21 protein-coding genes and 1 pseudogene are annotated in these 22,743 nt (G+C 61.6%); 11 read left to right on the plus strand and 11 right to left on the minus strand.

Annotation, left to right across the window (positions count from 1 at the left end; all coding sequences use genetic code 11):
* Positions 1-40: 40 nt before the first annotated feature.
* Entirely contained in the window at positions 41-1,612 is a 1,572-nt protein-coding gene (locus C8N32_RS08800) for a PAS domain-containing protein (protein WP_146159697.1), read from the minus strand.
* Between the two features lie 101 nt (positions 1,613-1,713).
* Positions 1,714-3,105 carry a sensor histidine kinase RegB gene (gene regB, locus C8N32_RS08805; RefSeq protein ID WP_107892592.1) on the minus strand — a complete coding sequence of 464 codons (1,392 nt, stop codon included), beginning with the start codon at positions 3,103-3,105 and terminating at the stop codon, positions 1,714-1,716.
* A 97-nt stretch (positions 3,106-3,202) separates the two neighbouring features.
* Here regB and C8N32_RS08810 point away from each other — a divergent pair, with 97 nt between their 5' ends.
* The 6 genes and pseudogenes from C8N32_RS08810 to C8N32_RS08835 all read left to right on the plus strand — a co-directional run bounded on the left by C8N32_RS08810 (position 3,203) and on the right by C8N32_RS08835 (position 9,356).
* Positions 3,203-3,823 carry an SCO family protein gene (locus C8N32_RS08810; RefSeq protein WP_107892692.1) on the plus strand — a complete coding sequence of 207 codons (621 nt, stop codon included), beginning with the start codon at positions 3,203-3,205 and terminating at the stop codon, positions 3,821-3,823.
* 67 nt (positions 3,824-3,890) lie between these two features.
* Positions 3,891-4,445 (plus strand): ActR/PrrA/RegA family redox response regulator transcription factor, encoded by a 555-nt coding sequence (locus tag C8N32_RS08815; protein ID WP_107892595.1) that lies wholly within the window; start codon positions 3,891-3,893, stop codon positions 4,443-4,445.
* A 170-nt stretch (positions 4,446-4,615) separates the two neighbouring features.
* A pseudogene (locus tag C8N32_RS08820) lies at positions 4,616-5,318 on the plus strand (IS6 family transposase).
* A 66-nt stretch (positions 5,319-5,384) separates the two neighbouring features.
* Positions 5,385-6,773 carry a mechanosensitive ion channel family protein gene (locus C8N32_RS08825; RefSeq protein ID WP_170106762.1) on the plus strand — a complete coding sequence of 463 codons (1,389 nt, stop codon included), beginning with the start codon at positions 5,385-5,387 and terminating at the stop codon, positions 6,771-6,773.
* 63 nt (positions 6,774-6,836) lie between these two features.
* Complete coding sequence (locus C8N32_RS08830) at positions 6,837-7,046, plus strand: RNA polymerase factor sigma-54 (RefSeq protein ID WP_107892599.1); 210 nt, start codon at positions 6,837-6,839, stop codon at positions 7,044-7,046.
* Positions 7,047-7,121: 75 nt separating this feature from the next.
* Complete coding sequence (locus C8N32_RS08835) at positions 7,122-9,356, plus strand: hypothetical protein (protein WP_107892601.1); 2,235 nt, start codon at positions 7,122-7,124, stop codon at positions 9,354-9,356.
* Here C8N32_RS08835 and C8N32_RS08840 read toward each other — a convergent pair.
* From C8N32_RS08840 to fliF, 9 genes are all read right to left on the minus strand, one after another.
* On the minus strand, positions 9,343-10,443 hold the full coding sequence (locus tag C8N32_RS08840) for a flagellar basal body P-ring protein FlgI (RefSeq protein WP_107892603.1): 1,101 nt from the start codon (positions 10,441-10,443) through the stop codon (positions 9,343-9,345). The two genes, C8N32_RS08835 and C8N32_RS08840, sit on opposite strands and share 14 nt — an antisense overlap.
* Positions 10,443-11,450 carry a hypothetical protein gene (locus C8N32_RS08845; RefSeq protein WP_107892605.1) on the minus strand — a complete coding sequence of 336 codons (1,008 nt, stop codon included), beginning with the start codon at positions 11,448-11,450 and terminating at the stop codon, positions 10,443-10,445. Before C8N32_RS08845 ends, C8N32_RS08840 begins: the two co-directional genes overlap by 1 nt.
* Before the next feature lie 3 nt (positions 11,451-11,453).
* Complete coding sequence (flgK, locus tag C8N32_RS08850) at positions 11,454-12,914, minus strand: flagellar hook-associated protein FlgK (protein WP_107892607.1); 1,461 nt, start codon at positions 12,912-12,914, stop codon at positions 11,454-11,456.
* Positions 12,915-12,926: 12 nt separating this feature from the next.
* Positions 12,927-14,198, minus strand: a complete 1,272-nt coding sequence (locus C8N32_RS08855; RefSeq protein WP_107892609.1) for a flagellar hook protein FlgE — start codon at positions 14,196-14,198, stop codon at positions 12,927-12,929.
* Positions 14,199-14,257: 59 nt separating this feature from the next.
* A complete protein-coding gene (locus tag C8N32_RS08860; RefSeq protein ID WP_107892611.1) occupies positions 14,258-15,097 on the minus strand; it encodes a flagellar motor protein MotB in 840 nt (279 codons plus the stop codon).
* Positions 15,098-15,183: 86 nt separating this feature from the next.
* Positions 15,184-15,873 (minus strand): flagellar type III secretion system pore protein FliP, encoded by a 690-nt coding sequence (gene fliP / locus C8N32_RS08865; protein ID WP_107892693.1) that lies wholly within the window; start codon positions 15,871-15,873, stop codon positions 15,184-15,186.
* A gap of 42 nt (positions 15,874-15,915) precedes the next feature.
* A complete protein-coding gene (locus C8N32_RS08870; RefSeq protein ID WP_107892613.1) occupies positions 15,916-16,188 on the minus strand; it encodes a FliM/FliN family flagellar motor switch protein in 273 nt (90 codons plus the stop codon).
* Positions 16,181-16,768 carry a FliH/SctL family protein gene (locus C8N32_RS08875; protein ID WP_107892615.1) on the minus strand — a complete coding sequence of 196 codons (588 nt, stop codon included), beginning with the start codon at positions 16,766-16,768 and terminating at the stop codon, positions 16,181-16,183. The genes C8N32_RS08870 and C8N32_RS08875 overlap by 8 nt, the downstream gene beginning before the upstream one ends.
* A complete protein-coding gene (fliF, locus tag C8N32_RS08880; RefSeq protein ID WP_107892694.1) occupies positions 16,768-18,321 on the minus strand; it encodes a flagellar basal-body MS-ring/collar protein FliF in 1,554 nt (517 codons plus the stop codon). Before fliF ends, C8N32_RS08875 begins: the two co-directional genes overlap by 1 nt.
* Before the next feature lie 131 nt (positions 18,322-18,452).
* Here fliF and C8N32_RS08885 point away from each other — a divergent pair, with 131 nt between their 5' ends.
* From C8N32_RS08885 to C8N32_RS08905, 5 genes are all read left to right on the plus strand, one after another.
* Complete coding sequence (locus C8N32_RS08885; RefSeq protein WP_107892617.1) at positions 18,453-18,929, plus strand: flagellar basal body-associated FliL family protein; 477 nt, start codon at positions 18,453-18,455, stop codon at positions 18,927-18,929.
* Between the two features lie 10 nt (positions 18,930-18,939).
* Entirely contained in the window at positions 18,940-19,269 is a 330-nt protein-coding gene (locus C8N32_RS08890) for a DUF6468 domain-containing protein (protein WP_107892619.1), read from the plus strand.
* Complete coding sequence (locus tag C8N32_RS08895) at positions 19,269-19,850, plus strand: MotE family protein (protein ID WP_107892621.1); 582 nt, start codon at positions 19,269-19,271, stop codon at positions 19,848-19,850. The genes C8N32_RS08890 and C8N32_RS08895 overlap by 1 nt, the downstream gene beginning before the upstream one ends.
* A 64-nt stretch (positions 19,851-19,914) precedes the next feature.
* A complete protein-coding gene (motA, locus tag C8N32_RS08900) occupies positions 19,915-20,784 on the plus strand; it encodes a flagellar motor stator protein MotA (RefSeq protein WP_107892623.1) in 870 nt (289 codons plus the stop codon).
* Positions 20,781-22,742: a hypothetical protein gene (locus C8N32_RS08905; protein WP_107892625.1), complete on the plus strand. Its 1,962-nt coding sequence runs from the start codon at positions 20,781-20,783 to the stop codon at positions 22,740-22,742. The genes motA and C8N32_RS08905 overlap by 4 nt, the downstream gene beginning before the upstream one ends.
* Position 22,743: the final 1 nt, after the last annotated feature.

Below are 22,743 nucleotides of genomic sequence, written 5' to 3' on the forward strand. Positions count from 1 at the left end.
GGGCAGTTTTACCCCGCCCCGCCCCGCCTGCAAGCGGGGATCAGCGAAACGGTGCCGAAAGGGTGCTGCCCGCCGGGTTTGCCGCCCCCGCGCCCAGGGGAAGCCGAATGAACCCCACCATCAGCGCCCCCCCCGAAAGGGGGGCCACCCGTGTTTCCACTGGGATCCCATTGCGCATATGCAAAACGCCCGCCCACCCCGTGCGCCCGCCACTGGCCCACAGCGCGGTCTGCAATTTCTGCCACGCCGCGTCGTTCCGGAAGCGGCCTTGCCACCGGGCACCGGCCTCGGACAGCCCCAGCTCCCCCAGGGAATCCATCGGATCATGGCCCCACATCTGCGCATAAGCTGCGTTCGAGGTGGTCAGAACCCCGGCAGCATCGAAAACGGCGATGGCCTCCGGCATGGTATCCAGCACCGCCTGCCCGGTTTCCAGCTCCGCACGGAAACGGCGGGTCATGCAGATTTCCGCACTTATGTCCTGAAACAGGAAGGCGATTGCCCCGTCGGGGTGTAGCCGGCCGGTTACGCGATAGGTCAGCCCTGAGGGCAGCGTCCAGGTTTGCTCATAGGCATCGTTCTCGGCGTCACGCTCCAGCCGGGTGATTTGCTGGCGCCAGGATTTGTAGTTTTTGGGCTCAGGCATCATCCGGGTTTCGCGCAGCCGGTCGAGGACTTCCGTCAGGTGCGGGCGGGCGCCGAGGAACTCGGGCTCCAGGCCGCAAAGCCCTGTCAGTGCGGGGTTGAACAGAACCAGTTCCCGCGCGCGGTTGAACACGGCCAGCCCGATGGGCAGGTCGGCGAAGGTTTTCGTCAGGGTCTGGATGAAGTCGCGCAGCGACTTCTCGGCCTGCACGGCCGCGTCGGCAGGCAGGGCGAAATGCAGGCTGCCTTCCCCTTGCGGGACGGTCACGTGGTCGAACCAGAGCCGGGCCTCCTCCTTCAAAAGGGAGATGCGCCTGGGAACCGGGCGCCCGTTCGCTCCGGCCGCGCCCTCGTCCAGGAACAGGCGCGGCAGGGGCCAGGCCGGGGCTGCGGGTCCGCCCGGCCTCCGGAGAAGCCCGTCAAGGTAGGCGCGATTTGCCCAGATGACATCGCCTGCCTTGTCCTGCTGCCAGATCAGAACGGGTGCGGCCTCCAGCGCGGCGCGGTGGATTTCCAGCTCATCGTGCAAGGCGCGTACGGTGGCTTCGGCCGCGCCGCCGCGGTCCGGGCCCGTCAGAGTCAGGCGAAGGGTTTGCCGGTGCCTGCGGAGCCTCAGCGTGCCTGTGCCGCCGGGCTCATGAAGCACGACATCCTGTCCACCGGGCGCGCGGTCGTGCAAGGTCTTCAACTCTGTCTTCAGGTCGGGAAATCGGGGCCGCAGAATTGCCATCAGGCGCGGCCACTCGGGAAGATCGGGCGATCCGTGCGCCAGGATTTCCAGCGCCGCGGGAGAAGCATCGGCCAGCGATTGCCCCTCGAACAGGAAAACAGTGCCTTCGTCCTCCGACTGGGGGGGGCTTTTGCGCGGGCCGCGCGGGGGCAGGCACGCCACAAGGACCAGCGCAACCAGCGCGGCGACCAGCGATGAGACGAGAAGCACCAGGGGAATTCCCCACGTGGGTGACAAATCAACCTTTCCCAGGATGACCTCAGGCTACAGGGCGAGTACACCTCAAATTAGGTTAACAGTAGGTTAATTAGGTTAATTTGTCGGCCGTATAGGGTAACTCACGCCTCTATCCGCTGGTTTTCCCCCAGGGCAGAACCCGTTGCCGGGTCAGGCAGAACGGCTTCCAGGGACCAGATCACCTCGATCACGGCCCCGCTGCGCTCGGGCTGTTCGGTGCTGGCAAGAAAAGGATCCGATCCGTTGGCAAAGCTGAGCACCGCGCCCGTGCGTTCCAGCAGGGTCTTGGCGATGAACAGGCCAAGTCCCATCCCCTCATATCCGGGGCGTTCGGGGGCCTCCTGTTCGGTCTTGCGCTTGCGCACGAACGGGTCCCCGATACGGCCGATCAGGTGGGGTGGGAAGCCGGGGCCGTCATCCATGATGCGCACGGTCAGTTCGGAATCCGTCCAGTTGGCCTCAACCCAGACGGTCGTGGCGGCAAAATCCACCGCGTTCTGGATGAAGTTGCGCAGCCCGTGAATGATCTCCGGGCGGCGGCGGATTACCGGTTGTTGCGTCATGACGCCCGGCCCCGGCGCGACAGTGGAGATGATTTTCGTGCCCCGGTCCTGATGCGGCTCCGCAGCCTCGTTGATGACGCTGCCTATAGGGGCGGTGTGCATCTGAAGGTCGTCCTTACCGGCCCGGCCCATGGATCTCAGGATATCCCGGCAGCGGTCCGCCTGGTCGCGGATCAGCGCCGCGTCGTCGCGCAGGTCCTCCTTGTCGGACAAATCCTCCATCAACTCCGAACTGACCAGCTTGATCGTGGCCAGGGGCGTGCCCAGCTCATGGGCATAGGCCGCGACGACACCGCCAAGGTCGGTCAGTTTCTGCTCCCGCGCGAGGGCCATCTGCGTGGCCAGAAGCGCGTCCGACATTGAGTTGATCTCCGACGCGACGCGGCCCGCATAGAGCGCCAGGAACACGACTCCGATCACGATAGCGGCCCAGAACCCGAAAAGAAAAATCGGCGGAAGCTGTGGCATCGGCCCGCCGACGGTTGTCAGGGGCATGTAGAAAAAGACCAGGAATGTCGCTATCGTTATGGTGATGACGCCCATCAACAGCGTGGACCGGAACCGCAGCGCCGTAGCGGAAATGATGACCGGAGTCAGAAGAAGCAGCGCAAACGGGTTGTTCAGCCCCCCCGACAAGAACAAGAGAAAAGAAAGCTGCCCAAGATCGAACAGCAGCGCCAGAAGGGTTTCCGATTCTGTCAGGCGTTTGCTTTCAGGGTAGACGAACAGCCAGATCATGTTGGCGATGATGGCGATGCCGATGGCAAGAAGGCTCCAGCCCAGTTCCAGCCTGACATCGAAATTCACCCATGCAACGGTGATCGCGACAAGCTGGCCGGTGATGGCCACCCACCGCAGCAGAACCAGTGTCCGCAATCGAATCCAGTGGCTCCTTTCGATCGGGGCCTGCTGGTTTTTGGGGGTCTCCATTTCGGGTTCCGTTCGCGCTGTTATTTCAATTTACCCTTGTTAAAATGTGGACAAGAGACGATCAATGCGCGCAAATGACCGCTGCGAGGAAACGCCCATGCCCCGGACACGTATGATCTTTGCGGCGGTTGCGGCCATCGTTGCCGGCCTGGGCGGATGGTGGGCGCTTTCGGTGCCGGAACCCGACCGGTTTGACCAGTGCCGCCCCGGTCCGCGCCCGCCGGGCCTCGACAAGATCGGCGGCCCCTTCACCCTTGTCAGCGAGACCGGTGAAACCGTGACCGAACGCGATGTCGTCACCGGGCCGTCGCTTCTTTATTTCGGTTACAGTTTCTGTCCGGATGTCTGCCCTCTGGACAACACCCGCAACGCGCAGGCCACCTATCTTCTGGATGAGCGTGGAGTCGGGGTGACGCCCGTGTTCATTTCGGTCGATCCCGACCGGGACACTCCGGAACTGATGGAGGAGTTCACCGAATACATGCACCCGCGCATGATCGGGCTGACGGGCACGCCCAAGCAGGTTCAGGCCGCCAGCCGCGCCTACCGGACCTTCTACAAGGTGCGCGACCCGGAAGACGAATTTTACCTGATCGACCACTCGACCTTCACCTATCTCGTTTTTCCCGGACTTGGGGTTGTGGACTATTTTGAACGTGACGTCGGACCCGAAGACATGGCCGATCGGGTGGAATGTTATATTCGCGCCGTGAACTAAATTGACCGCGTGAAGATATCGTCATAAAACCCTCGGAATACGATAGCTTAGGACTGGAGGTGCCCCCATGGCAGACCGCGAACTGCAAGATATCGGGGAAGACCGCTCACTTCTTCTTGTAGATGATGATGAGCCGTTCCTGCGTCGTCTTGCGCGCGCCATGGAAAAGCGCGGGTTCGAACCGGTTACAGCCGGCACCGTGGCGGCGGGCCAGGTTATTGCCAGGACGAACCCGCCGGCTTATGCGGTTATCGACCTTCGGCTTGAGGACGGCAACGGGCTTGATGTGGTCGAGGCTCTGCGTGAAAAGCGTCCCGACAGCCGCATTGTTGTGCTGACCGGGTATGGCGCCATCGCCACGGCGGTCGCCGCGGTGAAGGTCGGCGCGACGGATTACCTTTCCAAGCCCGCGGATGCGAACGATATCATGGCCGCCCTGCTGACCAAAGGTGAGGCCCTGCCGCCCCCACCGGAAAACCCCATGTCGGCGGATCGGGTGCGGTGGGAGCACATTCAGCGCGTTTATGAGCTGTGCGATCGGAATGTCAGCGAAACCGCCCGCCGGCTGAACATGCACCGCCGCACGCTCCAGCGTATCCTCGCCAAGCGCAGCCCCCGCTGACGGAGCCTTGCCCCGTTTTCTGTATGCGGGAAAGCGCCCTGGGTGCACATTTTTGCGGCACCGAAGATCAAATTGCGCGAAGTTTCAGTGCGCCTGGGGTTTTTTGCACAGAACCCCCGCACAGGCATTGTCAGGTTGTGGAAAGCGGCCTCGCAGTTTAGCGCCGTGTGATGTTGAATTTGTCTGATCTGTTCCGGCTCAAAGGGTTCCGTTTCCCGCGCTCGATCATCGGCTACGCGGTTTTACCATCGATTTGCCCTCAGCTTGCGTGACGTTGAGGATCTGCTGGCATCACGGGGGATCACGGTTTCCTAAGAAACGGTCCGGGACCGGGTTGCGCGTTTCGGTGTCCAGTTTGCTGCGAAGGTCCGGTGGGATCGGCTACGCCCCACCGATAAATGGCACCTCGACAGGTCGTCGTGCCGATCAAGGGCCGCAAACATTGGTTCTGGCGAGCGGTTGATGCCAACGGCGATGTTCTTGATGTTCTGGTTCAGTCCCGCCGTAACAAGGCGACCGCGATGCGCTTTTTCCGGAAATTGTTCAAGACCTCGGGGCAAACACGGGCGGTCATCACTGACAAGCTGTGCTCATATGGCGCCGCAAAGGCAGGTCCGGCCCTTGGGATCGATCACCGCCAGCACAATAGGTTGAACAATTGCGCCAAAGTCTTGCACAGACACACGCGGCGGCGAGAGAAGGTTATGGTCGTTTCAAGTTACCCGGCCAGGCGCAGCGGTTCTTGTCGGTTCACGATCAAATCGCCGCGCTGTTCCGCCCCAAATGTAACCGTCTTTCAGCAGTTCCTATTGCTACGTCCGAGCTGACGCCTTCGAGCTTTGGGTCGAATATGTACGCGAACTCTCGGCCTGACCCCAACATGCAACTCGAATCTTGTGGGCAGCCGGAAATAACCTGAGAATGTCCCAGGGGTGTCCGATGGAAAATGAAGAACAGACAATCGTCGAACAAGAAGTAGAGCAGGTCGCCGAAGCCGTCACCGGCCATTTGCGCAAACTGTACGACTGGTTCTACAGCAATTTTCTCACATTCGAGTCGCTCTACCAGATTGCGGCCATAGCCGCGACCTTGTTTCTTGCGCTGTTGCTGCGCCGGCGGGTCAAACGCCTGCTGGAAAGACTCAGCAATGAAAGGACGCTTGGCGTCACTGTTCAGCGCCTGATGCGCACCGCGTCGGCAATAGCGATGCCTGTGGCATGGCTGATCTTGGTGAGCATCGTGACGAATGTTTTTGCCCATTTGGGTCTGCCGATTGAATTTTTGCGGCTCGCAAACAGCCTGTTGCTGGCATTCGTTGTCATCCGCACAGTGTCGATTTTCATTCCATCGCATTATTGGAGCCAGGTGTTCTCCTGGGTCGCCTGGTCCGCGGCCGCCCTGAACTCCGTTGGGTTGCTGGACGTCGTGATCGGGTGGTTGCGCGAAACCGGTTTTTCTGTCGGCCCTGTCCAAATTACGGCGTGGGCGATTGTCAAAGGCCTTATCCTCATTGCAGTTCTGATCTGGGGAGCGAGTGCGCTCACGGCAGCCGTCGAACGCCGTTTGCAGTCCGCGCAAAAAATGAGTTCCGCCCTACGGCTCTTGATCACCCGATTGCTGCGCATGCTTCTGATTGTCCTGGCGGTGATGATTGCGCTGGTTGCTATCGGTGTAGACCTGACCGTTTTTGCCGTCTTCTCCGGCGCCGTCGGTATCGGTGTTGGTTTGGGCCTGCGCCGTACAGTAGAGAACCTGATCGCAAGCTATACTCTGCTTGTCGAAAAGTCTGTGAAACCAGGTGATGTCATAGAGGTCGAAACCGCCAACGGCCCGACGTATGGTGAAGTCAAGAAAATGACAACACGATACGTTGCGGTGCGAACCCGCGATGGGACGGAAACGCTTATTCCGAACGAAGTGCTGATCTCAAATGTTGTTACAAACTGGACCCATTCCGACAAGACGTCGCGCCGCCGTATACCCGTTGGTGTGTCGTATGACACCGATATCGATCTCGCCCGGAAACTGTGCCTTGAAGCGGCAGACGAAACTCCTCGCGTGTTGAGTTTTCCGAAATCTGCCTGTTTGATGAGAGGCTTTGGAAGCAGCTCTATAGATCTCGAATTACGCTTTTGGATCGACGATCCTGAAAACGGCGTCGCAAATGTGGCCAGCGAAGTGCTTTTACTTATCTGGAAAAAATTCAAACAACACAACATTGAAGTGCCCTATCCTCAGCAAGACCTGAGAATGCGCACCGATGTTTCCATTGTATCCTTGCCGACCGAAGAAGATGGTAGCGAAGAAACCGCTGAAAAGAAATTTTGATGGTCAGAGGTGGTCCCAGTATTTTGACCAGTTAGCAGCCTAACAATCAAAACGGACCACCCGATGGGGGGGGGCCAACAGGATTTTATCATTGCGCTGGTCTCACGGATTGTTGCCGCCGAGGACCCGCACAAACCGCTCAGCGATGCGGCGATCGTCCGGCAGGCCAGGGAACAGGGGGCCATACTGGCCCGGCGCACGGTCGTCACGTACCGCGGAAAACTGGGCATCGCACCCTCTTATGCGCGGCGGGCGGTTGCCACCCGCGACTGATCCTGTATTTCCGGTATACATCGGTCTTTCAGGGTCTTACCCTTCTACGACAACAAGGGTTGCCGGGTAAATGAAATGGTGCGCACTCGCGAAGTCGGGACATTGTGGATTGGCGGTGAACTGAGCTGGATGGAGCAAGTCTGCCTGAAGTCTTTTGTGGACAAGGGGCAGAAGATCACCCTGTTCCAGTACGAGAATATCCCCAACGTCCCGGAGGGTGTCCTCTGTCGCGACGGTCGCGAAGTCCTCGATACCGACGATTTCATAAAATACGAGAAGAAGAACAGCTATGCCCTGTTTGCGGATCTTTTTCGCCTGCACATGATCCGTCGGTTCCCCGGGATGATCTGGATCGATACCGACGTCTATTGCCACCGCCCGATGACCTATGACAGCGATTATGTCATGGGGTTTGAACTGCCCGGCGAACGGCGTGTCAACAATGCCGTTCTGGGCCTGCCCGCCGACAGCGACATGCTGTGTCAGATGCTCGATTTCACCGGGGACCGCTTTGCCATCGCGCCGTTCCTGCCGCCCAAAGTCCGGCGGGGTTACGAAGAGGCCCGCGATGCGGGGCAGCCCGTTCACGTCAGCCAGCAGCCCTGGGGGGTATGGGGCCCCCTCATGGTGACCCATTATACACATGCGCTGGGCCTTGCGGATAAGGTGCAGCCGATGGATGCTTTCTACCCCGTGCCCTTTCCCGACCGGCGCCTGTTCATGCGTCGGGCCGGGATGGTCGACGATGTGCTGACAGAAAATACCACGGCGCTCCATGTCTGGGCGTCGAACAAGCGCCAGTTGGGCAATTTCCACAATGGTTTGCCGCCCAAAGGCTCTTTCTTCGACAGGATCGTCACGCAGCACCATATCGTGCCCGGCTCTGCCCCGATCGGAAGTCGGGGAAAAACGAGCTTTGACGGAGGGCTGATCTATGAGCTTGACCAGGATGCGGTCGAAACATTTGCCGACCTGACCGGTGCGGCGCCCGGTTTTGCTCTGGCCGCCCATAACAGGTTTGACTGTGCAATCCAAGTGTTCAGCCTCGACCCAAAAGGCAACTTCACCGAAAACCCGCCGGAGTGGATTGACGGGTATGTCGGCTTTCTGACGGAAAACGGTGTCGAACCGGAGCGTATCCGCATCATCCGCACGCAGAAGGAAGTGCGTCCGGTGGATGTCCTGTGTAACCTCAGCGGTTATGGCGACAGGTTCAAGGTAAGCGGCGTCAAGCCTTTCCTGGAAAGCTGTCTGCACTCGGACACGCGCCTGTTCATGGATATTCGGAAAGGGTCCGGCGGCTTTCCGCTGCTGCGCGGCTATGGGACGAACCGGCAGATTTCCACTCGGGTTGAAGACGGAAAGGACGTATTGCGCGTCATCATGACCCCGAACCCGCCCAAGGCCGATGAATCCGAAGGCGACTGGGCGGAAATCGCCCCCCGGCTTGCCGGGCCGGAGGGGTTCTTTCGCGCGGGGCCGGAGGGACATTCCTTCCTCTACATGCCGCGCAGCAAGGATACGCTGGTGGTCACGTTCGATAACCTCGATATTGCCATGAACAAGCGCGATGACCGGCGCCCCTGGGGATTTTCTCTGATCAAGGAACAGGGCTGGTCGATGCTGGGCGTTCTGGCCGGAGGATGGACGTGGTACCGAAACCCATGGGTTGCCGAGCAGTTCGATGAACTGCGCGACAGCGGCTTTTTCAGGGAATTCGGGCGGGTTGTTTTCTACGGGGCATCGATGGGCGGTTACGCCGCCTGTGCCTTTTGCCCGGCATCGCCAGGGGCGGAGGTGGTCGCGATCAGCCCGCAATCGACTGTCGACAAATCGGTCGTACCCTGGGAGACGCGCTACCGCGTGGTGTGGGACAGAGACTTCTCCGGTCCCTATGGCGATGCGGCGCAGGTATCTGTCGCGGCGCGGCGGGTTTCAATTCTCTACGATCCTTACTCCGAGCTTGACGCCGCCCATGCCCGGCGTTTCACCAATCCCAATGTGGCGCATCTGCGCACACCGCTTATGGGGCACCGCCTGGGGTCGTCACTGAATCAGATGGGCGTGCTGTCGACCATCATCCTCAAGGCTCTGTCCGGGGATCTGACCTCACAGGAATTCTACCGGATTCTGCGCGCCCGGAAGGATTTTCCCCGTTACCAGCGCGAATTGTTCAACCGGGCACTTGAAAAGGGGCACACGGATCTCGCGCGCCGGCTGGGGGCTTATATCCTGGCGCGAAACAGCAATCGCGCCGTGCGCCTGAAGTTGGCCCAGATTGAGGCAGATGCGACCGCTAGCGTACGATGAATTCCGCATGCAGTGCCCCGGCAGCTTTGATGCTCTTGAGGATATCAATCATGTCACGCGGGGATACTCCAAGGGCGTTCAGCCCTGCGACGACCTCCGACAGGGAGGCCCCTTCCGGAATTTCGGCCAATCCTGCTGCCAGATATTCCTCAAGCGTTGCGCTGGTACGCGGAACGATGACCGTTTCACCCTGCGCGAAAGGGTTGGGTTGTGAGACCATCGGTGTTTCCTCGATCCGTAGTGTCAGGTTCCCCTGAGACACCGCCACCCGCGAAATTCGCACATCCTCGCCCATCACGATGGTGCCCGAGCGTTGATCGACGACCACCCGCGCTCTGCGCTGGGGTTCGACAAGCAGGTTCTCGACGCGTTGCAGTGCATGCGCGGGGGAGCGCGCATGTGTTGCGGCAATATCCAGTTCAACCGTGCCGGAGTCCGTCATCCGTGCTACGGCCCGGCCAAAGGCGCCATTCACCGTTTTTTCGATTTCTGCGGCGGTGGTAAAGTCGGGGGTGCGCAGCGCAAGGCGCAACCGATCAAGTGAAGTGAGCTCAAAATCGATCTCCCGTTCGACCCGCGCACCGGAGGGAATGACACCCGCCGTGGGGACCCCTTGGACAACGCTGGCGGCGGCCCCTTCCGCGGCGACGCCACCGGCAATGACAGTCCCTTGGGCAACGGCGTAAACCTGCCCGTCCGCGGCCGTCAGCGGGGTCATGATCAACGTTCCACCCAGAAGGCTTTTGGCGTCGCCTATCGCCGAAACCGTCGTATCGATCCGTGATCCGGCGCGGGAAAAAGGCGGCAGCTCGGCAGTGACGAACACTGCGGCGACGTTGCGCGGGCGGAACTGTTCCCCCGAAACATTCACTCCAAGCCGTTCGAGAATGCTGGACATGATTTCCTCGGTGAAGGGGGCGTTACGGATGCCGTCTCCTGATCCGTTGAGCCCCACCACCAGCCCGTAGCCAACCAGATCGTTTCCGCGGACCCCGTCGAATTCGACCAGATCCTTGATCCGGACAGGGGCGGCCGTTACCTGAAATGCGATCAGAAAAGCCAGGATCGCCAGGGCAAGGGCGCGCATTACAGGTACTCCGTCAGGGACAGGCGGGACAGGCGGGCAGTTACAGTGAAAATCGCGTCCAGCCGGGCCTCGGCCTCTTTCAGCGCCGTTGCGGTTTCAAAAGGGTCTGCGGAGGTGATGACATTGCGCGTGATTTCCAGCGCCGTGCGTCGTGCGCCGGTTTGCGTCCGAAGGGTTTCCACCCGTTCCTCTTGCCAGCCGACTTGCGCCGAGAGGCCGACAAGGCGCTCTTCGCTGCCTTGCGCGGATTGACCCATCAGGAATGCAAGCTCCTTTTGCGCGGCGGTATCGCCCCCAAGCGCGGCAGGGTCAGAGAGGATCGCGGCTGTCGCCAAAAGCCGCAGACTGTCACGCAGGGCGGGGTCCGCAGCGGTGGTTTCCAGTGTCAGTGTTTCGGTGTCCGTCAGGCGCAGCGGTCCGGCAGGCTGTGCCGAGCCTTTCAGCGCCATTGTTTCGAACGCACCGCCCGGTGTGTTGAACCATGCCTCGATCCGGGTGATCGCCCCCGCCGCCGTAGTCTCCGCGGCAATTTCGTCCCGAATTGCAGAAAGGATTTCCGCCGCCGGGGCGAGCGCGGGGCTGGCGGTCGCACGCCCGGCGAAAACCGATTGACCTGCGATACGGGTGTTGAGCGTGGATACGACGCCTGAAAACCTGTGTGTGGCCTCCTCTCCGATCCGGCGGAGGCTGGAAATATCCAGAGTTCTGGCGTTGATCAGGGAATCCCCGATCGCGTCGATCTCTGACCGGATGCTGGAAAGACCGGCTTGTTGGGCTTCAAGGAGAGTGGCCGCGCTGGCCAGTGACGTGGAGTAGCTGCTCATCAGGCCAAGCCCGCGCTCCACATCGGCGAGAGGTTCGAACTGGCCGGAAATCTCCCTCCCGATATCGGATTTTCGCGTCGATATCATTTCCTTTGCCAGATCGGTCAATCTTGAACGGAGGTCCGCCGAGCTGCGGCGCAGTTGGAAGGACTGGGCCATATCGCCCATGTTGCGGATGGTCATGGTTCAAATCCCCAGAAGTTTTTCCATCAGACCGTCGACAACCTGTAAAACGCGGGCATTGGCGGCATAGGCCTTTTCAAGACATAACAGGCTTTGAAGCTCGGAATCCGTATCGACGCCGTTGGCCAGTTCTGCCGCGCGCAGTTCGGCTTCGCGGGAGGTGGTGAAGGCTTGTTCGCCCTCGGCAGAGAGGCGCTGTGTCGAAGTTTGTGAAAGAAATCGGGCCGCAAGCTCCGAGGCACTGCCTTTCTGAGGTGCGAAGGGGCCTGTCGCAGGGCTTCGTGCGGAACTCAACGCGTCCGAGAAAGAATTCAAAAGGCGCGAATCTCCAGGGTCGCCAGGGGTTGCGGCGCCCAGCCCGTCGCGCAGCCGCCAAAGCGCCCCGCCCTGTGCCGGGTCTGCGGCAGCGTTGACGGAAAGCCGTGCGGAAAGGCCTGTCTCATCCGCAGGAATGGCGGGCGATCCGGCATCGGTGAAGAGGCCCGGCGCCCCGGTCGGAAGGGTTGGATCTGATACGACCGTCTGAAATCTTTCAGCAAGGTCGCGCGCCAGGTTGTCGAGTGCGGTCTGGGCGGAGACGGCACTTTCGTCACGGATTGTGAACAGGGCAGCCAATTTGCCGCCGCCAAGCAATCTGGCGGACATGCCCGCCGTCAGAGGCGTTCCTTCAATGGAAAGGCCCGACAACGTGCCGGCCTGGATCGACATATGTGGGGTGATGGTTTCGGTTTCGACAAAACCCAGCCGTGCAGGGCGGCTCCCTTCCAGCAGCGTGGCCCCGCCGGCGGTATAGAGAGCGACGGCCCCTCCCTCCCGCTCGACTTGGCGCAGGGGAACCAGATCCGCGATCGAATCGATAGCCGTCTGGCGCTGGTCTCGCAGGGCGGAGACATCCTGCCCTGCGGCGAGGCCCTTGCGAATGTCCGTATTCAGCTTCAGGACATTGCCGAGGGTCGTGTTGATTTTGCGGACTGCGCTGGCAATGCCTTGGTCGGCGTCCATTCGGCGGGCTTGGATCGATTCCGAAAGGGCGCCGAAAGTCTGCGCAAGCCCCTTGGCGGCATCCAGTATCCCCCGAAGCCCGTTCGGAGACGATGGCGTGGCGCCAGCGGTCACCAGCGTACTTTCAAACCGTGTCAGCCGGCTGACCAGGGCGCCGGGGTCGCCCGGTAGGCCAATGTCCTTTTCCATCCTGTTCCAGAATTCCGCCTGGGTGGCCGCTGCGCTGCCCGCAGCCTGGGCCAGACGCCTTGCGCCAAGCAAGGTCGGGTCTTCGAAGCGGCTGATCCTGTCGATACGTACCCCCGCGCTTTGCCCACCTGACATGGCGGCCGACAATACAAGGTCACGTCGTCCGTATCCTTCGGTCAGTGCATTCGCGATATTTGCCGAAATCACCTCGGTCCCGCGCGAGGCCGCGGCAAGCCCGGACATTGCGTTGTTCAAGGTGCTGGAAATGCTCATGGCGGCCCCCTATCAGCGTTTGATGTTGGTGGTTTCCTGAAGCATCTCGTCGACAGTCTGGATGACTTTCGCGTTCGAGGAATAGGCCCTTTGGGTCTGAATCAGGTTGGTAAGCTCACCGGCGACATCGGTTGCCGATTGCTCCCGCGCGTATCCGCGAATCTCTCCGACGGGGCCGGTCCCGGCCGTCCACAAGAAGAAATCGCCGCTCTCGCGAGAGACCTGGTAAGCCTGCCCGTCCAGCACCTTCAGACCATCGGGGTTGGGGACATCCACAAGAGGGACCTGAAAGATCTTTTGGGTGAAGCCGGTGTCATAGATGGCATGGACGAAACCCTGTTCATCCACTTCCACGTCAATGGGGGTGCCGACCGGTGCACCGTTCTTCGACACCCGGTTCGGGGAAAACTGGTCTCCCAGCTGTGTCATGCCGCCGGTGTCGCCCGGCTTGCCGATATTCAGGTCGATCGGGCCGCCGGCCACGGCCAGCTCTATCCTGCCCGTTGCCGCATCATAGGCGGGGGATCCGCCCAGGGGGGTGACGCTGTCCAGGGTTCCGCCGCCGGTGCGGCTGTCCCGGAAAACCAGGGTATATTCGCCGACTGTCGCAGGGCCGCTGGCGGAGTCGCTCACCGTCAGGGTCCACTCGTTCGGGTTGGCCGTGGCGGTAAAGGAAAGCTCCAGTGTTTCGCTTGCGCCGAGATTGCCGAAATATTCCACCGGCACGGGCAGGCTGTCGCCGGGCGCGGCAGAGGCCGGGAGATTGACCCCCAGGTCGATTTGCGTGGTCGGCTGGGCGGCCAGTGCTCCGCTTAGCCGAACGGGTTGCAGGCCATCGGCGGAGTCACGGGAAAAGGGCGGCACGGTGCCGTCGCTGTTGACGGGCCAGCCCAAAAGAACCATACCCGATTCGCCGGTCAGGATACCCGCGGCGTCAGGACGGAACCCGCCCGTCGTGGTGAGCATCAGGGGGGGCGTTCCCGGCCCGCCGAGGCTGGTGGATGGCGTGACCGGCAGCATCCCGCGCCCTGCGATGGCCAGATCCGTGGCGTTTTTCGTGCTGATCATCGGGCCCGTCTCCCCGATGGCGCGGCTGGTCGTGGTGCGCACGCCGCCCGCCGTGTAGTTGCCCGAGCCGCCGATCACCAGGGAATGAAAGCTGGATTCCGCCCGCTTGTATCCGAAGGTCGATGCATTGGCGATATTGTCCGAGATGGTTGCCAGGCGGCTGGCATTGACGCTCAGCCCGGCTACCCCAGCCTGAAGCGATGAGGAAATCGTCATGGCACGTCCTTTCTTTTGCGCCGTTTCTTCTTGCCTACCGTGCGCCGCTTAACGGGGGCCTAACGGCTGCTGCGAAGCAGGATCATCTTGATGCGGTTGTTGCGAAGGGCCATTGGGTTGCCCGTTGCGGGGGACCGGTCGGCGTGGCCGGTGACCCGGCGCAATCGGGAAGACGGGAATCCGGCCTCAGCCAGAAGTTGGCGCGCGGTTTGCGCCCGTTGGGTGGAAAGCTCCCACACCGGGTTGTGGCGCAGGATGACCGGCCCGGCCCGCACGTGTCCCTCGATGGCAATGTCATTCCTGACCACAAGGAAAAGATTGGCCAGAACCGTGACGATTTCCCTGGTCTGCGGGGTGGGGCGGGACGTTTCTGGTGCAAACAGCGGCGCACCTTCAATGTCGAACAGTTCGATCACAAGTCCTTCATCGGTCAGCCGGGTCATGATATGCCGCCTGATCCGGTCGTCCAGAAGCGTTTCTCCGCTGATCCCCATCAGGCTGTCGGCCAGATCCTTCAGGGCACGGGTTTCCTCCTGTGTGGCGCCGTCTGAATCGGTGCCCGTGCTGCCGCGGGCCTGCCGGTCGGCGGTGGGGCGGGTATGAACTGCGCCCACCCCGATCTGGGCCAGACGATCTTCCGACGCGAGACTTTCCCCGCCAAACGCCCCATCCCCGCCGCCGGAAACCCGGCTGATCGGGACGGTCGGGTCGAAATAATCCGCGATCCCCTTGCGTTGTTTTTCCGTTGTCGCGCTCAGCAGCCACATCAGCAGAAAAAAGGCCATCATCGCGGTAACGAAATCGGCATAGGCCACTTTCCACGCGCCGCCATAGTGGCTCTTCTCGACCACAACCTTTTTACGTTTGATGATGACCGGCGCGTTTACCGCTGCGCCCATGAGATCACCTCGCTATCACCCGGAACCGGGATAGCGCAGGGGTCTGAACGGGGACTTAACGCTTGAAATCCAGTTGATGTCGCGCGTCACACATAGCTGCGCACCAAGGCTTCGGATAAAAGCCGCCAGCCATCCGAGACCACGAAAAACGCCAGCTTGAATGGCAGCGACACCACCACCGGGGGCACCATCATCATCCCCATGGACATCAGGATGGCTGCAACCACGAGATCAATGACGAGAAAGGGCAGGAAAATCAAGAATCCGATCTCGAAGGCCCGTGCGATTTCACTGAGCATGAAAGACGGGATCAGAACTGAAAGCGGCGCATCGCGGGCCGGGATGTCCGCGGGTACGGCGTTGGGGCGCAGGGAGGCAAGTGTTTCGAATGTCTCCATGTCCATCCGGGTGGCCATAAAGCCCCGGAAGGGCTCCAGAACGCGGGGCAGGGCCTCTTCCGCGCTGAGGGCTTCGTTAAGGAACGGGGCGATTCCGGCCTGCCAGGCCTCGGTCAGGACGGGATCCATCACAAAATAGGTCAGAAACAGCGCGAGGCTGACCAGAAGCATGCTGGGCGGCGATTGTTGCAGGCCGATCGCCTGGCGCAGAATTGCCAGAACCGTCACGATGAAGGGAAAGCAGGTCAGCATGATCGCCAGCCCCGGTGCAAGGCTGAGTACCGTAATCAGCGCGAAAAGCTGGATCGCGCGGGAGGACAGCGACCCGTCCCCGCCCATTGAGATGGCAATTTCCTGTGCGTGTGCCCCGCCCGTCATCAGGCCAAGGACCAAAGCCACCAGCAGAACGCGCCCCACCGATCAGAACCCCTGACTCAGGTCGACGACCTCGGTCAGGCGTACGGCGATCTGGCCGTGGGGCTCTCCGTCAATCTCCTGCAACTCGCCACGGGCGATCAGGCGGTCGCCGATGTAAAGCTCAACCGGATCTTCGATTCCCCGGTCCAGGGGCAGGATCGCCCCCTCGCCCATGGCAAGAAGTTCCCCTACCAGCGGGCGGACCCGGCCCAGGGCCACGGTCACCTCGATGGGCACGCTGTTCAAGGGGTTCGGTCCGGTCGGGTTGTCAACCATGGGGTCGGGTCTCCTGTTCAAGGTAAAGGAAATCGTCGACAGCCTTTGAAAGCTCTGTCAGCACCGTGTCGATATCGACCTCACGCTCTGTTTCCGGGCCGCCGATCCAGGCCTGCCCCGGACCAAGCGTGGCATCCTCCGTCACGGTGACGGGCAGCGGTGGATCAGGAGGCAGAAGCCGTTCAAGCGCTTCGAGGTTTTCCGGGGCGACGCGGATCTCGACCGGCCGGTTGGCAACACAGGCGGCCAGATCCGTTGCTGCCTCCAGAACGGTTTCGGCAAAACGTGCCTGTGCTGCCTGCGGCAGAATCCGTTCGGCCATCGCTTGAAGCAGGGGGCTGAGGGCCTGGATCACGCTGCTGCGGGCTTCGTGGTAGGAAAAGGCCATCTCCTGAAGAGTTTTTGCAAAATCTGTCCCGATGCGTGTCCGCTCCGCGGCTTCCCGGGCGATCGCGTCGTCCCATCCGGCACTGTAACCCTCTTCGTAAGCTGCGGTGCGCAAGGCGCCGGTGTCTTCCGCAGGGCCGGGCGCGTCGGGGGGCACACCGTCAAAACTCTCCAGTCGCAGCCGTGACGACATCAGGCCTGTTCCTCGGGTTCTTCCATCCAGTTGCGCAGAATTTCGACCGTTTCAACCTGCCGGGATTCGATCATCTCGCGCAGGCGGGCCACGGCATCCTCGGTCGGCAGGGCCAGTTGACCGCCATTGCCATTCTCCGACATGGCGCTTACCGGGAAATCGAAGGCACTGGCCATTTCCACCTCGCCATCCAGGCCCGGCGGCACGGGAAGGGCCTGGAGTTGGCGGGTCAGAATGGGGCGCAGCACGAACAACCCGAGGATCAGCGCCACCAGTGCAAGGGCTGCCATCTGGATCAAGGCCATCGGGTGAGACAAAAGCTTGTCCAGTGTGCCGGGGCTGCCAGGGCCCGTTCCCGTGGCCGGAGCCGATTGCAGCGGCAGAGAACGCAGCGTGATCACGTCGCCACGAGCTTCATCATATCCCACTGCCGAGGCGACGAGGTCATGCAGGGCCTCGATTTCAGTGTCGGGCAAAGGTGTCCAGCCGGATGTCCCATCGGCGGCGACCGTCTGTTGGCCGTCGATCAGGACTGCAACCGTCAGGCGCCTGATCGCGCCGGGCTGGCGCAGAACCTCGCGTTCGGTTTCTGAAATCTCGTAATTCGCGCGCTCGCGGGTTTCGGAATCCGTGCGTGCGGAATTTCCACCGCCCTGCGCATCGCCGTCGGGCAGGTTGCTGGCGACGGTGACCGCGCCGGCCGCTCCGTTTTCGGATTTGGAGGCGCGCTCCTCGCTTTCGGTGCTGATCGCGACGCGGCTTTCCGGGTCGACGAGACGCTCGCGGATCGATTCGCTTTCGGTCACGGTTTCGACGCTGACTTCGACGACCGAGCGCCCCGGCCCGAGGCGGGCGATCAGCAGCCGCTCGACATTTTGCCTCAACTCCGCCGCGCGATCGGTTCCGAACATCGCAGCGCCCGGGCCGGTTTCTTCATGCAGAACAATCCCCGATGCGGCGTCGATCACGGAAACATCGGCAGGGGACATTCCCGCCACCGACGAGGCCACGAGATAGCGCAGTGCTTGCGCCTGATCCGGCCCGATGGCGCCTGCCGCCGCCGTGACCGTTACCGCGGCGGACGGAGATGCGTCGCGGCGAAACGCTCCGCCCATCGGCCGGGCGATGTGTACCCGTGCGGCCCTGATCCGGGGGCTGGCAACGATGGTCCGGGCAAGTTCCCCTTCCTTCGCGCGCCAGTACGCGGCATCGAACATTTGCGATGTGGTGCCGAAGCCGGTCAGGGTGTCCAGAAGTTCGTACCCTGCGGCCCCGTTGGCGGGCAGCCCCTCTGTGGCAAGCGTCATGCGCAGGGTGTCGCGCTGTGCGCTGTCGACGAAAATGGCGTTACCGCGAATCTCATGTGCGACGCCTTGTTGTTCCAGCGCCCGCACAACACCCCCGGCCGCCGATTCGTCCAGGCCCGAATACAGCAAGGCCATGCCGGGAGTCGCCACGAGACGCGACAACATGAGAACAGCCACGAAAACACCGGCCGTCGCCGCAGCAACGATCATCCGTTTTCTGACGTCAAGCTCTGACCAGAGGGCCATGATCTGGGCCAAAGAGATCTCCTTTCAAGGGCTTCTGCCCGCAGGCCCCGCCTGTTTGGCGAGCTGGTCTTAATATTCGGTTAGCTCTCTGTGGTTATGGCGAAGACAAGCGGAACGAACCGGAGGCCGAAATGGCAGATACGCCCATCAAAAACCCGCGTCAGGACATGCGCCTGCCTTTGCTGGCGGGCCTTCTTCTGGCCCTTGTTCTCGGGACGGGGGGATTTTTTGTGACCTTCCGGGATCTGTTGGGTGCGGCCCGGCAGGAAATGGCGTATGGGCCAGGCAGTGGCACACAGGCCCGATCTCAGATGGCGTTCGTGCCGCTCGATACGGTTGTCGTGACCCTCGGCCCGCTGTCCGAGCCGCGCCACCTCCGCTTTACCGCGCATCTCCAGACCGCGCCGGAATATCGGGAGGAGGTATCTTTTCTGATCCCGCGCATCCTTGACGTTCTGAACGGCTACTTGCGTGCGGTGGATCTGGAAGTTCTGGAAGACCGTGCCGCATTGCTTCGCCTGCGGGCCCAGATGTTGCGCCGGATTCAGATGATCACCGGTGAAGGCCGGGTGCAGGATCTGCTTGTCACGGAATTCATCATAAACTGAGGAGGCGCTTATGGGACTGATTGCCGATTTTCTGCTGATCGCCGGGGCGCTGGGTGGTGCGGTTTACTGCAACCTCCTGGCGCGCCGGTTGCGCCGGTTCAATGACCTGGAAAGAGGCATGGGCGGGGCGATTGCGACCCTTTCCGCGCAGGTGGACGACATGACGCGGGCGCTGGAGGCGGCACGCAGGACGGCGGGCGAATCCTCCGCATCGCTCCAGGATCTGACGGTACGGGCGGAAGACGTTGCCCGGCGGCTGGAGCTTCTTGTCGCGTCTGTGCAGACCCTCCCCGAGCCGGATCCCGTGCCCATGTGGCGACACCACCGGGAGGCAGGCTGATGGCAGCGCGCGGCACCCCTTCCCCCCTGCGCCCAGGGCGTGGTGTGTTGTTCCTGATCGCGGTGTTTTTTGTCACTTCGGGTCTGGTGCGGATGGGCGATGGTGTCGCTTTTGCGGTTGCAAAGGAGATCCCGGATTTTTCTGTGCGCGACAGTGGACCCTGTACGCCAGCGCCAGATCTTGCGGCAGCACTTGAGGCCGTGCGCAAACGCGATGCGGAGCTGGATGCGCAAGCCGCCGCCCTTGAAAAGCGCAGCAGGGCACTCGACCTCGCCGAGGTCGAGCTTTCCCGCCAGATTGCTTTGCTGAACGAAGCCCAGGCCGATTTGCGCCGGGTCGTGTCTGTTGCGGAAAAGGCGGCGGAGGATGACGTGTCGCGCCTGACGGCGGTTTACGAAAAGATGAAGCCCAAGGATGCTGCGCGATTGTTCGAGGCCATGGCGCCGGATTTTGCTGCCGGGTTCCTGGCCCGGATGCGCCCCGAAGCTGCGGCGGAGGTCCTGGCTGGACTGACCCCTGAGGTGGCCTATTCGATCAGCGTGGTCGTGGCTGGGCGCAACGCGGCCGCTCCGGCACGGTGAAGAGATTTCTTAACGCCTTTCTGAAAAATGTCGTGACCAACAGGGGGGCGACAGGAGATTTGGAATGATCGGATTGGTCGGAATTGTCCTCGTATTTGCCATGGTGTTTGGCGGTTACATTGCTGCCGGGGGCAAAATGTCCATTGTCCTGCACGCCATGCCTTACGAGTTGGCGATCATCGGGGGCGCGGCGACCGGGTCATTTGTCATCGGCAACGATCTGAACGGGATCAGGAGAGTTCTGGGCGATCTGCCGAAGGTGTTCCGCGGGGCGAAGTGGAAGCCGGAGGATTATCGCGATCTCCTGTGTCTTTTGTTCGAACTGATCCGCCTCGCACGCCAGAACCCGATCTCTCTCGAAGAACATATCGAAGCGCCCGACCGATCTGACATATTTGCGCGCTATCAGAAGATTCTCTCTGACCGGGAAGCCGTGGAGTTGATTTGCGACACCCTTCGTTCGGCTTCGATGAACTATGACGATCCGCACCAGGTCGAGGAAATGCTGGAAAAGCGAATCGAGTCCAGCATGGAGGATTCGCTTCATTCCAGCCGGGCGCTGCAAACCATGGCGGACGGGCTGCCCGCGCTGGGCATCGTGGCCGCAGTGCTGGGGGTGATCAAGACAATGGCCTCGATCGATCAGCCGCCGGAGGTTCTGGGCAGGCTGATTGGCGGGGCTTTGGTGGGGACTTTCCTGGGGGTTTTTCTGGCTTATGGGCTGGTTGGCCCGTTTTCCACCAAGCTGAAAGCCATCGTCGAGGAAGAGATCCACTTCTATCGTCTGATCCGGGAGGTTCTGGTCGCGAATCTCTACAATCATCCGCCGAATCTGTGCATTGAGGTCGGCCGCCAGGCAACGCCAGCAGTAAACCGCCCGAGATTCGCGGATCTTGAAGAGGCGCTTAAATCCGCGCGAAAGGAGGCCGCATGAGCCATTCCAAGTCCGTTCTGGCGGTGGTCATTCTTGCCATACTGATAGCGTTTCCTGCCCGCCCGGAACAGGTTCGCGTCCTGTCGGGGGATCATCCGACCTTCAGTCGTCTTGTCTTTCTGTTTGACGACCCGATTAAGTGGGAGTTGGGTCGAACTGCGGAGGGGTATCTCCTACGGTTCGACCGGGAGGACTTCGAGGCCGATCTTTCGCGCGTTTTTCGTCTGATCACGCGGACGCGTCTTCAGGGGGTTGAGAAAACCGTCGGCCCAGAGCTCCGCCTGAAGGTGGACGGGATGCATCACGCCCATGCCTTCGATTATCGGCGGGGGGTTGTGGTGATCGATATCCGGGATGGTGCGCCGGGTCCCGGTGCCCGGTTCGAAGTTCCCTTGTCGTCACAGCCGGCCGTGAGTTTGCCGCCCCCTTCGGCAAGGCGTCCCCCGATCAATCTGATTGAACCGTTCCTGCCGGAGCCGAAGTCTGAACCCTCTTCTGCCGCCATGTCCGCCTTTGCCCGGCAGATGGCTCGTGAAATCGGTCGGGCGGCCTCTGAAGGCCTGCTGGAGCCGGCCGATGAATTGCCGGCGCCGGTCTCGGCGCCGCCGGATCTGGACGCGGGGCGGAACATACGCGTCCGTTCAAGTCTGGAACGGGACCGGCTGGCCGCGCTGCCCGAAGCGGCCGATGGCGAGGCTTGCATCGAAAATGACAAGCTTGCCTTGCGTGATTGGGGGGATGCCCGCCCGATCGCGGAGCAGCTTTCTGCTACGCGCGCGCTGTTGCTGGACGGGGGCGACCGCCCCGACAGCAGGGCGGTCGAGACTCTGGTGCGACTTTATCTCCACCTGGGATTCGGGGCTGAGGCGCGTGCAACTCTTGCTCAGTATGATGGGTTGATTGAAGACGCCTGGCTTTACGCCACGCTCGCCGCGGCTCTGGAGGGAAGGCCCTCACCCGATGCCGAAAGAATGCGGCGCCAGATGTCCTGCGACGGGCCGGTTGCGCTTTGGGCGGTTATGGCTCAGACGCGGCTGAAGCCAAGCGACGAGATCCGCGTCCCGGCGATCCGCCGGGCATTTTCCGATTTGCCGCCCGCCTTGCGCCGTCAGATCGGGCCGGCGCTGGCGGACAGGTTTCTTCAGGTTGACGATGCCGATACCGCCAGTTTCATTCGTGATTCGATGGAGCGCGGTGCCGCGGGGCATGCAGCGTTGGCGCTTGTGGATGCGAAGGTGAAGCTTGAAAGCGGTCAGGCCGGCCCGGCGGAAGGCATCCTGAATGGGGTGGCGAATACCCCGGGACCCGAAGCCCCTGAGGCACTTGCGCTTTTGCTGGAAGAGAAGTTGCAGCGCGACGAGAAGATCGAACCGCTGTTGCTGGAGAATGCGCTTGCACTTGCGTTTGAGCTCCGACGGGAGCCTCTGGGAAGCCGGCTTTACCGTGCGGTTTTGCAGGCCCGGGCGCGTGAAGGGAAATTCACGGAAGTTTTCGAGCAGATGCGCAGGCATAACCTGCTTGCGGATCAGGCCCTGTCGGATCGTGTGATCGCAGAGTTGGCCCGCCATGGAACCGATGCGCAGGTATTGCGCTATGGGTTGGCGCTCACGTCCCGGCCTGACATGCCGCATCCGGGGGGTGCGGTGCGCGCCGTCCTGGCCGATCGCCTGCGTGCAATCGGATTCCCAAAAGAAGCGTCACGCCTGTTTTCAGCCCCGGCCAGGGTGGAGCCTTCTCAACCTACCCCTCTTTCTGACGCTCTGTCAGCCTGGGAAAATCAGGATTGGGATCGCCTGAAGGAAATTGGAAGCACAGAGCAAAAGGCCCTGGCGGATTCGTATCGGACGGAGGATTTCGTCGAGGACAAGCCACCCCTCGCGACTGCCCGTGCGAAACTTGAACGGAGCGTGCGGACACAGGAGGCGGTTCGGGCGTTGTTGGAGCAGACCAGGCAATAGG

This window comes from Rhodovulum imhoffii (genome assembly GCF_003046545.1).
Classification (GTDB): domain Bacteria; phylum Pseudomonadota; class Alphaproteobacteria; order Rhodobacterales; family Rhodobacteraceae; genus Rhodovulum; species Rhodovulum imhoffii.

Excerpts from the sequence above, each read along its gene's own strand:
- C8N32_RS08860 (WP_107892611.1), bottom strand. The coding sequence starts at position 15,097 with ATGGGCGCAGCGGTAAACGCGCCGGTCATCATCAAACGTAAAAAGGTT.
- C8N32_RS08890 (WP_107892619.1), top strand. The coding sequence starts at position 18,940 with ATGGGACTGATTGCCGATTTTCTGCTGATCGCCGGGGCGCTGGGTGGT.
- C8N32_RS08885 (WP_107892617.1), top strand. The coding sequence starts at position 18,453 with ATGGCAGATACGCCCATCAAAAACCCGCGTCAGGACATGCGCCTGCCT.
- C8N32_RS08870 (WP_107892613.1), bottom strand. The coding sequence starts at position 16,188 with ATGGTTGACAACCCGACCGGACCGAACCCCTTGAACAGCGTGCCCATC.
- C8N32_RS08815 (WP_107892595.1), top strand. The coding sequence starts at position 3,891 with ATGGCAGACCGCGAACTGCAAGATATCGGGGAAGACCGCTCACTTCTT.
- flgK (WP_107892607.1), bottom strand. The coding sequence starts at position 12,914 with ATGAGCATTTCCAGCACCTTGAACAACGCAATGTCCGGGCTTGCCGCG.
- C8N32_RS08895 (WP_107892621.1), top strand. The coding sequence starts at position 19,269 with ATGGCAGCGCGCGGCACCCCTTCCCCCCTGCGCCCAGGGCGTGGTGTG.
- C8N32_RS08810 (WP_107892692.1), top strand. The coding sequence starts at position 3,203 with ATGCCCCGGACACGTATGATCTTTGCGGCGGTTGCGGCCATCGTTGCC.
- C8N32_RS08855 (WP_107892609.1), bottom strand. The coding sequence starts at position 14,198 with ATGACGATTTCCTCATCGCTTCAGGCTGGGGTAGCCGGGCTGAGCGTC.
- C8N32_RS08830 (WP_107892599.1), top strand. The coding sequence starts at position 6,837 with ATGGGGGGGGGCCAACAGGATTTTATCATTGCGCTGGTCTCACGGATT.
- regB (WP_107892592.1), bottom strand. The coding sequence starts at position 3,105 with ATGGAGACCCCCAAAAACCAGCAGGCCCCGATCGAAAGGAGCCACTGG.
- C8N32_RS08875 (WP_107892615.1), bottom strand. The coding sequence starts at position 16,768 with ATGTCGTCACGGCTGCGACTGGAGAGTTTTGACGGTGTGCCCCCCGAC.
- C8N32_RS08835 (WP_107892601.1), top strand. The coding sequence starts at position 7,122 with ATGGTGCGCACTCGCGAAGTCGGGACATTGTGGATTGGCGGTGAACTG.
- fliP (WP_107892693.1), bottom strand. The coding sequence starts at position 15,873 with ATGACGGGCGGGGCACACGCACAGGAAATTGCCATCTCAATGGGCGGG.
- C8N32_RS08840 (WP_107892603.1), bottom strand. The coding sequence starts at position 10,443 with ATGCGCGCCCTTGCCCTGGCGATCCTGGCTTTTCTGATCGCATTTCAG.
- fliF (WP_107892694.1), bottom strand. The coding sequence starts at position 18,321 with ATGGCCCTCTGGTCAGAGCTTGACGTCAGAAAACGGATGATCGTTGCT.
- C8N32_RS08905 (WP_107892625.1), top strand. The coding sequence starts at position 20,781 with ATGAGCCATTCCAAGTCCGTTCTGGCGGTGGTCATTCTTGCCATACTG.
- C8N32_RS08845 (WP_107892605.1), bottom strand. The coding sequence starts at position 11,450 with ATGACCATCCGCAACATGGGCGATATGGCCCAGTCCTTCCAACTGCGC.
- motA (WP_107892623.1), top strand. The coding sequence starts at position 19,915 with ATGATCGGATTGGTCGGAATTGTCCTCGTATTTGCCATGGTGTTTGGC.
- C8N32_RS08825 (WP_170106762.1), top strand. The coding sequence starts at position 5,385 with ATGGAAAATGAAGAACAGACAATCGTCGAACAAGAAGTAGAGCAGGTC.